Source organism: Halalkalibaculum sp. DA384 (assembly GCF_043951955.1).
Lineage (GTDB): Bacteria > Bacteroidota > Rhodothermia > Balneolales > Balneolaceae > JAMQKA01.
In genome coordinates this window covers 1-15,779 of the sequence record NZ_JBINJE010000041.1, presented here as the reverse complement: position 1 = coordinate 15,779, position 15,779 = coordinate 1, and the positions used below count along the sequence as shown (strand labels likewise).

At 50.5% G+C, this 15,779-nt stretch carries 12 protein-coding genes; 10 read left to right on the top strand and 2 right to left on the bottom strand.

Annotated elements, in window-relative coordinates:
• The first annotated feature begins 69 nt into the window (after positions 1-69).
• From ACG2E4_RS16420 to ACG2E4_RS16410, 3 genes are read left to right on the top strand one after another with little or no spacing between them, the layout of a single operon-like run.
• Positions 70-1,179, top strand: coding sequence for a type III polyketide synthase (locus ACG2E4_RS16420; RefSeq protein WP_395257030.1), 1,110 nt, complete (start codon positions 70-72; stop codon positions 1,177-1,179).
• A 7-nt stretch (positions 1,180-1,186) separates the two neighbouring features.
• Positions 1,187-1,885 (top strand): methyltransferase domain-containing protein, encoded by a 699-nt coding sequence (locus ACG2E4_RS16415; protein ID WP_395257032.1) that lies wholly within the window; start codon positions 1,187-1,189, stop codon positions 1,883-1,885.
• A complete protein-coding gene (locus tag ACG2E4_RS16410) occupies positions 1,878-3,053 on the top strand; it encodes an FAD-dependent oxidoreductase (RefSeq protein WP_395277242.1) in 1,176 nt (391 codons plus the stop codon). Before ACG2E4_RS16415 ends, ACG2E4_RS16410 begins: the two co-directional genes overlap by 8 nt.
• Before the next feature lie 55 nt (positions 3,054-3,108).
• Here the strand turns inward: ACG2E4_RS16410 and ACG2E4_RS16405 are convergent, their stop codons facing one another.
• A complete protein-coding gene (locus ACG2E4_RS16405; protein WP_395277241.1) occupies positions 3,109-4,287 on the bottom strand; it encodes a histidine kinase dimerization/phosphoacceptor domain -containing protein in 1,179 nt (392 codons plus the stop codon).
• A 192-nt stretch (positions 4,288-4,479) separates the two neighbouring features.
• Positions 4,480-7,200: an aconitate hydratase AcnA gene (gene acnA / locus ACG2E4_RS16400; protein ID WP_395277240.1), complete on the bottom strand. Its 2,721-nt coding sequence runs from the start codon at positions 7,198-7,200 to the stop codon at positions 4,480-4,482.
• Positions 7,201-7,470: 270 nt separating this feature from the next.
• Here acnA and rplM point away from each other — a divergent pair, with 270 nt between their 5' ends.
• From rplM to smc, 7 genes are all read left to right on the top strand, one after another.
• Complete coding sequence (gene rplM / locus ACG2E4_RS16395; RefSeq protein WP_395257040.1) at positions 7,471-7,920, top strand: 50S ribosomal protein L13; 450 nt, start codon at positions 7,471-7,473, stop codon at positions 7,918-7,920.
• A gap of 8 nt (positions 7,921-7,928) precedes the next feature.
• Positions 7,929-8,315 carry a 30S ribosomal protein S9 gene (gene rpsI / locus ACG2E4_RS16390; RefSeq protein ID WP_395257042.1) on the top strand — a complete coding sequence of 129 codons (387 nt, stop codon included), beginning with the start codon at positions 7,929-7,931 and terminating at the stop codon, positions 8,313-8,315.
• 226 nt (positions 8,316-8,541) lie between these two features.
• Entirely contained in the window at positions 8,542-9,429 is an 888-nt protein-coding gene (gene rpsB, locus ACG2E4_RS16385) for a 30S ribosomal protein S2 (protein WP_395277239.1), read from the top strand.
• A 53-nt stretch (positions 9,430-9,482) separates the two neighbouring features.
• On the top strand, positions 9,483-10,316 hold the full coding sequence (gene tsf, locus ACG2E4_RS16380) for a translation elongation factor Ts (protein WP_395257046.1): 834 nt from the start codon (positions 9,483-9,485) through the stop codon (positions 10,314-10,316).
• A gap of 85 nt (positions 10,317-10,401) precedes the next feature.
• A complete protein-coding gene (gene pyrH / locus ACG2E4_RS16375; protein ID WP_395257048.1) occupies positions 10,402-11,127 on the top strand; it encodes a UMP kinase in 726 nt (241 codons plus the stop codon).
• Positions 11,128-11,445: 318 nt separating this feature from the next.
• A complete protein-coding gene (gene frr / locus ACG2E4_RS16370; RefSeq protein ID WP_395257050.1) occupies positions 11,446-12,015 on the top strand; it encodes a ribosome recycling factor in 570 nt (189 codons plus the stop codon).
• Between the two features lie 151 nt (positions 12,016-12,166).
• Complete coding sequence (gene smc / locus ACG2E4_RS16365) at positions 12,167-15,628, top strand: chromosome segregation protein SMC (RefSeq protein ID WP_395277238.1); 3,462 nt, start codon at positions 12,167-12,169, stop codon at positions 15,626-15,628.
• Positions 15,629-15,779 lie beyond the last annotated feature (151 nt).

The following is a 15,779-nucleotide window of genomic DNA, read 5'->3' as shown; positions in this document are numbered from 1 at the left end:
GACGAGTAAGTAGTAATCATTTGATAAACCCGATCGTACTCGTTACTTATTACTTCTTATCCAATAAATATGGCTGCATTTATCCAGAATATTGCTACCACGGTACCCGAACAAATTTATCAACAGGATTTTCTGCGCGATAAAATGAAGGAGTATGTGGATGGAGATCGGGTCACGCGCAGTATCATCCACCGCATCTACTCCCAGTCAGGCATTGACAAGCGACATACCGTAGTTAATGATTTCAATGCCAACGGAGATCCACGCCTTTTCTTTCAGCAAGATGGATCTTTGGCGGCACCCTCTACCGGCACGCGGAATCAGCTGTATACCAAACACGCCAAAAAGTTGTTTGTGGATGTGGCCCGTTCACTGATCGGGGAAAACCCGCAGCTACAGGCCGGTGACATCACGCATGTGATAACGGTTTCCTGCACCGGTTTTTTCGCGCCGGGACCCGGCTACGAAATTGTCAAACAGCTTCAGCTGAATCCTTCAACGCAGCGTTTTCACCTGGGATTTATGGGATGTTTTGCCGCCTTTCCGGCCCTCAAGATGGCAAAGTCATTTTGTGAGGCACAGGAAAACGCAGTGGTCATGATCATCTGCCTGGAACTTTGTACCCTCCATTTTCAGCGGTCACAAGATACCGACAACCTGATCTCTGCTTCTGTTTTTGCCGACGGTGGAGCCGGTGCCATTGTCAGTGCCCGTTCTCCACGAAAAGAGGAAACCACTTTTGAGATAGATAATTTTGCAACCTCCATCATTGAGCAGAGTGAGAAGGATATGGCGTGGACCATCGGGGACACCGGGTTTGACATGATCCTTTCAACCTATGTCCCGGAGCTTATTGAATCGAACCTGCGTTCTTCTCTGGAACCCCTGCTGAAGACCTATAACATCGATCTGCAACAGATCGACCATTGGGCGATCCACCCCGGGGGCCGCGCTATCCTGGACAAGGTGGAACAGAACCTCGGAATCCGGCCGACACAACTAGCCTCCTCCCGATCGGTACTGGCCGAATACGGCAACATGAGCAGCGCCACGATTTTATTTGTACTCAAGCACCTGCTGGAACAACCGATGCAGCAAGAGAAGGAATCAGTGCTTGGCATGGCCTTTGGCCCCGGACTGACGGTAGAAAGCGGACTTTTCCTCAAACAGAAGGGATAGAGAAAACATGCCGCTATATCTCAAGGAACGAGACCTGCATACCCAAGAACGGATGGATGACCCCCTGTGCGATCGTGATACACTCTTCAATACCTACCGGCAGTTTCGCCTCATCAACCGGCTTGTTTCCCGGTGGAAGTCTATCTATAAAAAGTACATTCGCCCTTATGCCCTTTCGCACGGGCGTTCATGCAGCATCCTGGATATCGGTTTTGGCGGCGGAGATATCCCGATAACACTCGCCAGGTGGTGCGCCAACGACAATATCACCCCGCGGATCGTTGCCATCGAAACCGATGACCGTGCGTTCGAATTTGTCCGGGAGCTCAATGCCCCCGACACGGTCTCCTTTCGGCTGGCTTCCTCCACTGCGATGGCAGCACGAAAAGTGCGCTATGATTTCGTCATTTCCAACCACCTGCTCCACCACCTGGAAGCGAACCAGGTGCGAACGGTACTCCACGAGGCCCGTATATTGTGCAGACACAGGGTGTTGTTTAACGATATCAAACGCAGTGATATCGGGTACCTCCTGTTCAACCTGCTTTCTCGTCCCCTGTTCAGGAACTCTTTTATCACCGAAGATGGCCTGACCTCGATAAAGCGAAGTTATACCCATAAAGAGCTGGAAAAAAGTGTGCCTGAGGGATGGCAGGTGCATTCTCTTTTTCCCTATCGGCTGCTTCTGACTTATGAGCATGAATAAACTCAACAAAGCGTACCCGGTTGCCATAGTCGGTGGAGGTCCCGTCGGGCTGTTCCTGGCCATCTTACTTCGCCTTCGGAATATCGATTGTGTTGTCCTTGAAAAACGAACTTCGCGGATCACCCACTCCCGGTCACTGGGTATACATCCCGTTTCACTGGAGCTGATGGAAGAAATCGGCCTGGCAAATCCACTGATCGAGGAGGGAATCAAGATTAGGCGGGGAATGGCATGGAGTGAACACAAAAAATTAGGCGTACTCTCGTTCGAAAGCTGCCCGGGCCCATATCGCTTTGTACTCTCCCTGCCGCAGTACAAAACCGAACAGCTGCTGGAAAATAAACTAAACAACATTGATCCCCGGTGCCTGGTCCGCGGAGCCCGGCTAGCGGGACTCAAACAGAACCGAACCTCCGTTGATCTTTCCATCCAGTCAGAGGGGCGTGGCGGGCAGTCCTGTTCAATACGCTGCAATTTGCTGGTGGGCTGCGATGGCAACAACAGTTTTGTCCGAAACGCGGCGGGGTTCTCCTTCGATGGCAAGCAGTATCCCGATACCTATGTCATGGGAGACTTCTCTGACAACACCGACCTGGGAAATGCCGCCGGAATATTTCTCCACAGTGCCGGCTTAATCGAAAGTTTCCCGCTGGGACGGGAGCGGCGCCGCTGGGTGGTAAAAACGGATCATTTTATCCCATCGCCGGATCGAACGACGCTCGAAACCATGATACGGCGGCGGATCAACCATGAGCTGAGTGGTACGACCAATTACATGCTAAGCAGTTTTGGAGTCCAAAAATATCTCGCCAACCCGATGGCCAACCGCCGCATTTTCCTGGCAGGAGATGCCGCCCACATTATCAGTCCCATAGGCGGGCAGGGCATGAACCTGGGCTGGTTCGATGCCCACGCCCTGTCCGGTCACCTGAAAAAAATGATTACCGGCAAGGCAGATCCTGCTGAACAGGGTGAACAATACAGTGCATCCAGGAGAAGAGCGGCCCGGAAGGCGGCCCGGCGTGCCGAGCTCAACATGCGGCTTGGGAGGAGTTCACTATTTCCGTATCCCAAAAACGGATTGGTTTGGCTGATGCTTAACACCCCACTCAAACGGCTGATGGCACAGGTGTTTACGATGCGCGGGCTGGATAAGTGGCCCATTTAACATGGTTTGAGCGACCAGAACTGGGAACATAGTTAAGCAGAAGAATACATCGTGATCAGCCTTCGGCGGGAAAAGACATATGGAAATGAGATCCCTGATCCTGGTTTTCAAATTCAAGGTTTCCATCCAGCTTTTTTAGCATCACATCAATAATCCACATCCCGATTGTTTTACTGCTCCTCACTTCAAAATCATCGGGCAGGCCCACGCCATTGTCAGAGATGCTCAGGTTGACCTCTTCAGATTCTTTATACAGGTCGACCGTTACTTTTCCATGGTCAAGATCCTTGAACCCGTGTTTAAAAATATTAACCAGCAGCTCATTTAGGACGATCCCGCAGAGTAACGCCTTATTGGCAGAAATATGGATATTTTCGGCCTTCAGGTCTATGGCAATATCTTTTGGCATGTCGCCCAGTGTTCTCTCAATCTGCTCCGTCAGTTGCCTAAGGTAAAACCCCAGCTCAATATCTTTAAACAGTCCCTTTTCACAAAGCAGGTCATGCACCCTCATCATCGACTGAATGCGTGTATAGGTCGTCTGCAGTACCTCCTTGGCATCCGCATCTGTTACCGAAGGCAGTTCCATCTCGATAAGACCCGCGATAACACTTAGGTTGTTCTTGATCCGGTGATGCGTCTCGGTCAGCATTACCTCTTTCTCCTTTAGCCGGGAGTGGAGGCGTTCGATCTGGCGGGACCGCTCGATCGCTACCGTAACATGAGAGGCGAGGGCCTGGAAAACCGGGATATCGTGCGGCGTAAACTCTTCATTTTGGCGCCGGTTGATCGCCTGCAATACCCCGATCACTTCATCATCCTTGGAGATAAGCGGAACACACAGGATGTTCCTGGTATTGAAATTCTCTGCCAGATCTCCCCAGAACACCTCCGACTCCTCCACATTGTTCGACAGGAACGGCTCCCTGTTTTCCACCACCCAGCCCCCGACCCCCTTGTGCTTGGGAATGCTTTTGCCCTTGATCTCCTCCTTTACCGGGCCGGTCGGCAAGCTGACGAACAGTTCCCCGGTACTCTGGTCGAGCAGCATAAGCGAGCTGGCTTCTGTACGCATAACGATACGAGTGGCCTCCATGCTCTCGGCAAGAAGTGATTTCAACTCGACGGTGCGGTTTATCCCCTCAATCGTTTCCAGCAGTAACTGTAAACTCTCTCTGGGTTGATCCTGTAGATCTATTTTTTGAAAAGCCTGGCTATCGAGTTCCTTTTCCATACTTTTTCCCGCTAGGTTGCCGTAAGGTAAATGATTTCGTATTAAAAGATCCTACCAATAAAACAATCTAAAAAAACCCGGTAAAACCTAAAAATATCAAGTACTTATAAAAATACTAATAATAGATGAAAGCTTTAAAAAAGCCCGGCTTTGACTGGCCGGGCCTTGCAAATATACCGTATTACGCCTTAATCAGCCGGACTGCTGTTGTTCGCTTTTGTAATACTGCCTCAACACATAATGCAATATACCCCCATTGCGGTAGTAATCAATTTCCACGGGGGTATCGATTCGGTTCATCACGCTAAACTTCGTCACCTTCCCGTTTGCATGTTTAGCTTCAACGGCTACCTCCTGGCGTGGCTGCAGGTCATCATTTACCTGTATGGTAAAGACTTCTGAGCCGTCGAGCCCGAGGCTGTCGGCCGATTCGCCTTCTTTAAACTGAAGCGGCAAGACGCCCATCCCCACCAGGTTGGAGCGGTGGATCCGCTCATACGACTCGGCTATTACAGCCTTCACTCCCAGCAGGATTGTGCCTTTGGCAGCCCAGTCCCGCGAAGATCCGGTTCCATACTCCTTGCCGGCCAGCCCGATCAGCGGCGTGCCATCCTTCTTGTATCGTGTAGCCGCATCATAGATGGTTGTAATCTCATCATCCGGGAAGTACTTGGTGTATCCCCCCTCTTTGCCCGGAGCAAGCTGGTTTTTGAAGCGGACGTTTGCAAACGTCCCCCGGGTCATTACCCGATCGTTGCCGCGACGCGACCCGTAAGAGTTGAAATCTTTCTCTTCCACGCCGTGCTCAATCAGGTACTGTCCGGCCGGACTTTCCTTTTTGATGTTACCTGCCGGGGAAATATGGTCGGTCGTAATCGACTGCCCGACCTTGACCAGCGCACGCGCCCCTTCAATTGGTGTGATCGGGTCGGGATCTTCTCCCATATCCATAAAGAACGGTGGCTCCTGGATGTAGGTGGATTCCTCCTTCCACTCGTACAGCTCTCCGCCGCCGACCGGAATCTTATCCCACTCTTCTGACTTGAAGATGTCGCCATACTGCTTGTTAAACAGTTCGGGACGAATGGCGCTGTCAAGATGCTCGGCAATTTCATCGGAGGTGGGCCAGATATCCTTCAGGTACACATCGTTGCCCTCTTTATCTTTTCCGAGCGGTTCATTTTCCAGGTCAATATCTACCGTGCCGGCCAGCGCGTAAGCCACAACCAGCGGTGGTGAAGCCAGGTAGTTGGCTTTAACATACGGGTGGATACGTCCCTCGAAATTCCGATTTCCTGAAAGAACTCCAGCGACAATCAGCTCGCCATCTTTGACGGCCGCTTCGACCGCTTCCGGCAGTGGACCGGAGTTCCCGATACAGGTTGTGCATCCATACCCGACCAGGTTAAACCCGAGCTTGTTCATATAATCTGTGAGTCCCGCTTCTTCGAGGTAATCGGTAACCACACGCGATCCCGGAGCCAGCGACGTTTTAACATAGGGCGGAACCTGCAGCCCTTTTTCATAGGCTTTTTTAGCCACAATGCCCGCGCCCAGCATTACGCTCGGGTTGGAAGTGTTCGTACAGCTGGTGATGGCGGCAATAACCACATCGCCATGTTTCATCTCCACTTCACGCCCGTTTTTGAATATCCCTTTATTTGCCAGCTGATCTTGTGCAAGGTTAAAGCCCATCGTAGGATCGTTGCTGGTCAAACTGCTTTCGAAGGTGGACTTCATATTTGGCAGCGTAATGCGATCGTGAGGTAATTTAGGTCCAGCAAGAGAGGTTTCGACTTCTCCCAAATCAAGTTCTAGCGTCTCGGAAAATACCGGGTCTTCGGTATCTTCGGTTCGGTACAGGCCCTGCTCTTTCATGTAGCGTTCGACCAGCTCTACATGCTCTTCCGCTCTACCTGTGCGCCGCATATAGCGCATCGCCTCATCATCCATCGGGAAGAACCCCATGGTAGCCCCGTATTCGGGCGACATGTTGGCGATTGTGGCTCGGTCAGGCAGACTCATGTTGGAGAGCCCATCCCCGTAAAACTCGACAAACTTGCCAACCACGCCGTGCCGCCGGAGCATTTGTGTTACGGTGAGTGTCAAGTCAGTAGCCGTAATCCCTTCACGAAGGCGGCCGGTCAGCTTCATTCCCACAACTTTGGGAATAAGCATGTGGATAGGCTGACCCAGCATCGCGGCTTCCGCTTCGATTCCGCCGACACCCCATCCGAGGATTCCCAGCCCATTGATCATGGTAGTGTGTGAGTCGGTTCCCACGAGCGTATCGGGATAGGCGATCAGGTTGCCATCTTCATCTTCTTTTGTAAATGCGCCCTTTGCCAAATATTCCAGGTTTACCTGGTGCACGATGCCGCGCCCCGGAGGTACAACCCGGAAATTATCAAACGCTTTCTGTCCCCATTTCAAAAATTCGTACCGCTCACGATTGCGCTCAAACTCTTTCTCAACATTGTGCATAAAGGCGTACTCCTGCCCGAACTCATCAACCTGCACGGAGTGGTCAATTACCAGGTCCACCGGAACCTGGGGATTGATAGACTGGGGATCGCCCCCCATCCGCTTCATGGCCGATCGCAGTGCGGCCAAGTCAACGACAGCAGGAACGCCGGTGAAGTCCTGCAGAACCACGCGCGAAGGTTTGAAGGGGATCTCCCCCTCGGGATCTTCCGCGTTATAACCGGCAAGCCTTTCAATGTCATCTTCGGTAATTACATATCCGTCATATTCACGCAATACCGCCTCCAGCAATACCTTGATGGTGAACGGAAGCTTGTTGACATTTCCATACCCCAGATCCTCCAGCTTTTCAAGACTATACAGATGGGCTTTACCGGTACCGGTGTCGAATTCTCGGCGTGTTTCCTTCAGTAGGTTACTGTCGCTCATGTTATTCTTGGAGTCTTTTGTGTTCTATTGTTCCTGCTTGTTTTCAGCCACTTGAATTTACGACTAATTTTGTAAAATATCTTGTAGTGGAACGCCCTAAATTTCCATTCCTCTTTTGACGCGTTTCCCTGTTCAAGCGGGACCTTCTCTGCCGGAATCTCAATGTTCTGGCCTGCGTTTGTATATATCTCCTATTTTTTCATTGCAAGTTGTTTTTAAGAAGCCTATTTTTCGAGACTTCACAAAAAAGCAATTTAATCTGGAATTATTGTGGATACTACAAGTTTTAAGACATACACGGCAAAACCCAGCGATATTGAGAAAGAATGGGTTCTGCTGGATGCAGAAGACCAGCCCCTGGGGCGACTGAGCAGCAAGGTGGCAACGTTGTTGCGCGGAAAGCACAAACCGGAGTTTACCCCGCACATGGACACCGGCGACAATGTTGTTGTTATCAATGCTGAGAAGGTAAAGCTTACCGGTAAAAAAATGCAGCAAAAGGAGTATTTCCGCCATACCGGATATCCCGGCGGAGAGCGTTTTACCACTGCAGAGGAATACATGGAAAAAGATCCCACCTTCCTGGTCAAGAATGCCGTCAAGGGAATGCTGCCCAAGAATCGCCTGGGAAGCAAGCTGCTTACCAACCTGCGGGTTTATGCTGGTCCCGTGCATCCGCATACCGCACAAAAACCTGAAAAAATTGAACTCGACAGCTAATTAGGACTATGGCTCAAAAGAATTTTATAGGAAGACGTAAAACCTCGACAGCACGGCTCTACATCCAGCCGGGGAACGGGGAGTTTATCGTCAATAATCGTGAGCTCGATGATTATTTTCACACCCGGGCTCATCGCAACCTGGCAATTTTTCCGCTGGAGCTGACCGAAAACAACGACAAGTTTGACATCAAGGTAACCGTCCGGGGCGGTGGAATGACCGGCCAATCCGGAGCCATTCAGCTGGCTCTGGCCCGTGCGCTCGATGATTACGACGAAGAGCTGCACTCCATTTTGAAGGAGCACGACCTGCTGACGCGCGACGATCGCATGGTCGAACGCAAGAAGTATGGTCAGCCCGGAGCCCGAAAGAAATTCCAGTTCTCCAAGCGGTAATTTGTTATTTGTTGACTGGTTATTCGTTATTAGTACAGCCCTGTTTCCAATACAGGCTACTCCAACCAAATAACTAATAACAGATAACCAATAACTAAGATATCACACATACACAGCACCTCGTGCGCCGAGTGCTCAGCACACAACCTGAAAATGTGATGCTGGGTTAGCGCCAGGAATGACCTGTGTAGCGGACTAACTCAAATAGAAATCACATACTATATTTATGCCAACTGCACCCAATCTAGAAGAACTATTGAAATCCGGTGCCCATTTCGGGCATCTCACCCGCCGATGGAATCCAAAGATGAAGGAATTCATCTTTATGGAGCGCAACGGGATTCATATCATCGACCTGAAAAAGACCGAGCAATACCTTCAAAATGCGCTCGAAGAAGTCACCAAGCTGGCACGGGCCGGTAAAACCATCCTGTTTGTGGGTACCAAAAAACAGGCCCAGGATATTGTTAAAACTGAAGCCATTCGCTGTGGCATGCCCTATGTTACCCATCGCTGGCTGGGCGGTATGCTTACCAATTTTTCCACCGTCAAGAAAAGCATCGGCCGGATGGAGGAGATCGACCGGATGAGCAAGGATGGCACTTTTGAGGACCTGACAAAAAAAGAAGCCCTGATGCTGGAGCGCGAGCAGGACAAGCTGGAGCAGACGCTCGGCGGAATCGCCAACATGAATCATCTGCCCGGTGCGGTGTTCATCGTGGATACAATCAAGGAAAATATTGCCGTCAAAGAAGCGGTCAAGCTGCATATACCAATTGTGGCGATGGTTGACACCAACAGCGATCCGGATATCCCTGATTACATCGTGCCCTGCAATGACGACTCGGCTCGTACGATTCAGCTGATAACCTCCATGGTTGCAGACGCCATCATCGAAGGAAACGCAGAGCGAGAAGCTCAAAATGAGGAAGAACTGTTGGAACAGGCCGCCGAAGAAGCTAAAAAGGCTGAGCAAACCCAGCGGAAACGCCGAACCCGGCGAAGAAAATCTTCTGATGATTCCGAGTCCGCCGACAATGATGACAAAGACAGCGGCAACGAAGAGGCTGAGGCTGCAGATACTGAAGAAAGCGCCGGCGACGAAGAAGAATAAGCTTCTGGCTTCACAAAAAACAAAATCCCAAAAATTTAATATTCTCAACAGAAATGAGTATTTCTGCATCTGACGTAAAAAAACTAAGAGACCAAACCGGGGCCGGCATGATGGACTGCAAGAACGCCCTGGAAGAATCAGACGGCGATTTTGAAAGCGCAGTCGAAATTCTACGGAAAAAAGGACAAAAACTCTCCGAAAAGCGGGCCGACCGGGAAGCCGACCAGGGCCTTATTGTGACCCGGGTCAGTGAAGACGGGACCAAGGCGGCCGCCCTGGAGATCAACTGCGAAACAGATTTTGTAGCACGCAATGAGGATTTCCAGGCGCGCGCAAAATCATTTGTCGATCTGGTGTTCGAAGAAGAGATTGAGACGGTCGAAGAGCTGCTGGATACTGAAATTGACGGCCTCGCGGTGGCCGATCATCTCAAAGACATGATCGGCAAAATCGGGGAGAAAATTAAGATCTCCCGCGTTGTTCTCGCCAAGTCCGATGGTCAGCTGGTCTCCTACATCCACCCGGGCAACCAGCTCGGCGTGCTGGTGGAATTCGAAGACGACATTGCCGATGAAGAGGTGGCCAAAGATGTGGCCATGCAGGTTGCAGCGATGAAACCGATCTCTGTAAATCGCGACGGCGTTGACAGTAGCGTAGTTGAAAAGGAACTGGAAATCGCCAAAGATCAGCTCCTGAACGAAGGCAAACCGGAAGAGATTGCCGAAAAAGCCGCGCAGGGCAAGCTTCGCCGGTTTTATGAAGAACATGTACTATTGGAACAAAAATTTGTCAAGGACAACAGTCTCACCGTGCAGGATTACCTGAAACAAAATGAGGCACCGCTGGTGAAATCGTTTCACCGGTTACAGCTCGGGGAGAACTCCTGACCCCCATGATTTTCCAAAAAAGGTTACCAATTCGGTAACCTTTTTTTTATATATAAACGATTTCAAAACAACAAATTCAGTGACAGTGGCAAAAAAATATCAACGCATCTTACTCAAATTGAGTGGTGAAGCGCTACTAGGTGAACAGGGACACGGGATTGACGGGAATATTCTCTCTCAGTATGCCGAGGAGATAAAAAATCTGCATGAAGAGGATATTGAGATATGTGTCGTCATCGGCGGGGGCAACATCTTCCGGGGTGTCAAGGGGGCGACTGAGGGCATGGACCGCGTGCAGGGAGACTATATGGGCATGCTGGCGACCATGATTAACAGCATGGCACTGCAGGATTCGCTTGAACGATCGGGCGTATATACCCGGCTGATGTCTGCCATTCGCATGGAGGAGATTGCCGAACCCTACATTCGCCGTCGTGCCATCCGCCATCTTGAAAAGGGTCGCGTGGTTATCTTCGGGGCGGGTACCGGCAACCCGTATTTTACCACCGACACTGCCGCCTCACTCCGGGCCATCGAGGTAGAAGCGGATGTGATACTGAAAGGCACGCGGGTGGACGGTATCTTTGACTCAGACCCGGAAAAAAATCCCGATGCCGAAAAGTTTCACACTATTACAGGAAACGAGGTACTCGACCGGCGGCTCGACATTATGGATCTTACGGCCTTTACGCTCTGCCGCGAAAATCATACCCCGATCATCGTCTTTAACATGAATGTGCCGGGTAATCTCAAAAAAGTGGTGGTGGGGGACGAAAAAGTAGGCACCAAAGTGGTTTGGGATCAGGAGTAGGCCCATAAGCCACTTATTTCCTCTTTTTCCTGGTATAATCGTTTTGGTCAATACTCGCTTTATCATCTATTTCTCTTTGATTAACTAAAGGGCTTGTAAAGGTTCTGGTATTGAGGGCTTTGCAAAACAAACCCTATCCATCTTTCGTGCGGACTTGCCGGGCAGAAGTAACAGGCGATTCCAACATCCGCAGCTACCAAGCTTGCATTTTCTGGGGAAGCAAAATTTGTGAAAAGAACCAGTTTTTTTAAATTCCTTAGCTGCCTTCTGCACCGGCACACGGCATCAATCAACCCAAATTTTACATAAGTGCGTATTATGATACCTCAGGAGCTACAATCTATTATCGACGACGCTGATCAACAGATGGATGAAACGGTCAATTTTTTTAAGAAAGAACTATCGCACGTCCGTGCAGGAAAGGCTCAACCTTCGCTGTTGGATGGTGTGAAAGTCGACTACTATGGCAGTCAGACCCCATTAAACCAGCTGGCCAACGTAAGCGCCCCGGAAGCCCGGCTGTTAACCGTACAGCCCTATGATAAATCGGCCCTCGAAGACATCGAAAAAGCAATCATGAGTGCCGGGTTGGGACTAAATCCCAACAACGACGGGAATATCATTCGTATTCCACTGCCCATGCTAACCGAAGAGCGCCGGGAGGAGCTGGTTAAACGCTGTGGTGAGATCGCAGAAGATGCCCGCATCAGTATACGTAATACCCGCAGAGAAGCGAATGACGAAATCAAAAAGACGGTGAAAAACGAATCGCTCTCCGAGGATGCCCGGTATGAGGCAGAGGAGGAAATACAGCGTATAACTGATAAACACACCGAAAACGTGGATAAGCTGCTGAAGAAAAAAGAGGGCGAAATTCGCACTGTTTAACTCCATATTCAACGGTCTGACACAGCTTTTCTTCTAAGGTAAGAGCAGGCGGAATTGACGGTAACAGGCCGCTTGTTCGTCGTTCCTTCAATACATGTATATATCTGAACTTGAATTACAGGGTTTCAAAAGTTTCGCCTACAAAACCAAGGTGAAATTTGACAATGGTATAACCGCCATTGTCGGTCCCAACGGGTGTGGAAAATCCAATATCGTTGATTCCATGCGGTGGGTACTGGGAGAGCAGCGCCCCACCCTTCTGCGCTCATCCACCATGGCAAATGTCATTTTCAACGGTACGGCCCAGAAAAATGCCCTGGGCATGGCCGAGGTTTCCCTCACCTTCATCAACAACAAGGGGCTGCTTCCCACCGAGTACAGCGAAGTTACCATCACGCGCCGCCTGTACCGCTCGGGAGAAAGTGAATATCTCATCAACGGCACCACCTGCCGCCTGAAGGATATCAACGAGCTGTTTATGGATACCGGGATGGGATCTGACGCCTATTCCGTGATTGAGCTAAAAATGGTGGAAGACATACTTAATGACAAAAGCGACCGGCGCCACCTGTTTGAGGAGGCAGCCGGCGTGACCAGCTACAAAGAGAAGCGCAAAAAAACGTTTCGAAAGCTGGAAAGTACGCAAAAAGACCTGCAGCGGGTGGAAGATATTCTCGTGGAGGTTCGCAAAAATACGCGGTCGCTGGAACGGCAGGCCGAAAAAGCCCGTAAGGCCAAGCAGTACCGGCAGGAGCTGGAACAGCTGGACAAAGCGCTGAGCAAGCAGCAGTACCAGAATATCAAGGATGAGCTAGAGCCGCTGAAAGGGCGTATTGCCAACGCAGACAAAGAGAAAAAGGAGATCCAGAAAAAGCTGGAATCCCTGGAGGAGGCGGAAGAGACCGCTCGCACCATGCTCAATAAAAAAGAGAAGAAGCAGTCTGAAGCCCAGCGGCGTGTCTCTCAGCTGCAGGGTAACATCAAGGATACGGAGACGGAGCTCCAGATCACAAAAGAAAAGATCAGTAATGAAAAGGGCGTCATTGAACAATATACCAAGGATATTGAGCAGGCAGAACAGGACCTGGAAGAGTTGCGCACAATCTTCAAAAATACTACCAACAAACTGGATTCATTCCATATTGAACTTGATCGGGCCGAAAATAATCTAAGCCAGTCAAAGGTTAAATACTCAGAAATACAGCAGCAGTTTTCTTCTGAACGGAATGTCCTCAGTGAGCTCGAACAGCAGCACAGCGCAACCAGCCGCAAACTGAATGAGTTACAAAATAAACGGATACGCATTGAGTCGCGCCTTGAAAATACCGAGGAGGACCTGCAGCGTATCGCCAATGAAATTTTTGATCTTGAAGAACAGATTAAAGCACTGGAAAATGAACGGGATTCCCTCCGGTACCAGGTGGAAAAAGCCCGCAGCGACCGTGAGGAGATAGAGGAAGCGATAAGCCAGGCCAGGAAACAGCGGCAGCAGCTCAGCGAGCAGCGGGATGAGCTTAAAGATGAAATCCGCCGCCGCCAAAGCAAGCTGGACTCCATCCAGTCGGAGGTTGAACTGCTGCGCGATATCGCAGACTCCAACGAGGCGTTTCCCTCCAGCGTCCAGTTTTTGCTTGAAGATTGCCAGCAACATTTTGATCTGCTGGATGTGGTGTCGAATATCCTGTCGACCGACCAGCAACACTCGGTTGCCCTGGAAAGCGTCTTGGGAGAAGCGCTTAACTTTGTGGTTGTGAATACGCTGGCCGATGCCCGCAAAGCCGCTGCCATTCTAAAAGAGGAGGACAAGGGCCGCGCCACCTTTATCCCGCTGGACCAGCTTTCCGAACGCTATGAAGTGGTTGACCAGTCGCTCTGCCGGCATGTGGAGTCGGACTCGAAGTTCAACACCCTCAAAGAGCTGCTGCTGGGAAATGTGCTTCTGTTTGACTCGGTTGACGAAGCCTACAAGACCCTGCGGGGAACCAGAAACATCGGGGTAACGACGGAGGGAGAGGTTATCACCTCGCACCATTTTTTCCAAAGCGGGAGCAAAAGTAAAAATGCCGGCATGCGGGTGGGACTCAAAGACAAAATTGAGAAACTTGAACAGAGGGCCCGCGAGGCGCAATCAAATATTGAAGAAGCCAGGGACTCGCTGAAAAGTGTCACCCAACAATATGAATCGATCCACATACAGGAGCTGGAACAGGAGCTCAAAGCAAGTGAAAAAGAAGTACGCCGCCTGGAGCAGGAGATAAATAGTGCCGGCTCCAAAATCCAGATCTATGAAAAAAATATTGGGGAACTGAAAAACCGGCGCCAAGACAAGTATGATAATGAGGATTCGGCTCAGTCCGAATTAAAAGGAATTGAACCGCGCCAGAAGGAGCTGAAACAGGAACTGGCGGAAATAGAGCAGAAACAGCAGGAAAAGCGGGAGGCTCTGGAACAGCTGGAGGAGGAGCGTTCCATAGCCCAGAGCCGGTATAATGATGCACAGCTCAAGCATCAGGACCTGAAGAACAAGGTGGAAAACCACGAGCGGGAAATCAAACGGGCGGAAGAAGGGATCAAAAGCCTGAAACAGCGCCTCAAGCATCGGTCAGAACGGAAGGAAGAAGCCCGGTCTCGTATCGAAGAATACAACAAGAACATTGAAACGCTGGAACAACAGCTTGAAGAAGCCCGCGAGCAAAAGAAGGAGGCCGACGAAAATCTCGAAGAAGCCGAGAAGGCGAACGCCAGACAGCGCGGACGTATCAATGAGATTGAAAAAAAGCTGAAAGAGCTGCGCCATCAGAAAGAGGTGAATATGGAGCTGGTCCACCACCTTGACAAGGCCCAGGAAAAGTTTGAGATGCAGGCAGAAAATATTTCTGATCACATCTGGGAAACATACGGCATTTTGATGGACCAGATTGAAGAGGAGCTCCCGGAGGATAAAGATGCGGACGAAGTGAAGGAGCGAATTGCATGGCTTAAGCAAAAACTAAATAAAATCGGTGAGGTCAATCCCCTGGCCATCGAGGAGTTCGAGGAGGAGAAAGAACGGCTGGAATTTTATGAGGAACAGATTGCCGACCTGCAGAAAGCGGAAAAGGAGCTTCGCGAGACGATCGAAGAGATCAATAAAAAAGCTACTGCGCGATTCAATGAAACGTTTGAGGAGATCCGTCAAAACTTCCAGGATGTGTTCCACACGCTGTTCAACGAGGATGATTTCTGCGACCTGGTGATTGAGGAGGATGTGGAGGATCCGCTGGAGGCCAAGATCGAGATCAAGGCCAACCCTCGGGGCAAGCGCCCCTCCAGCATCAACCAGCTTTCGGGCGGCGAAAAAACGCTGACAGCCATCGCCCTGCTGTTTTCCATCTACCTGGTCAAGCCCTCTCCATTCTGTGTACTCGACGAGGTCGACGCCCCGCTGGATGATGCCAACATCGAACGTTTTGCGGATATGATCCGTCGTTTTAGCAAGGACACGCAATTTATCATCATCACCCACAACAAAAAGACGATGAGCAAGGCGGAGATGATGTACGGAGTCACCATGCCGGAGACCGGTATCAGCCGCCTGGTGGGCGTACAGCTGGATGAAATCCCGGCGGGGTGAGGATCAAAATAAATATAAACATCCAGCCCTCTCAAGGCTGGATGTTTACTACAAAATGGACACTTAGGGAAAAGTGCAACCCTGCAAAGGGTTGCGTTGGTCCAACTATTCTATCTCAGCTCCAAAGCCGATCCCAGGAGCGCACCTCGTC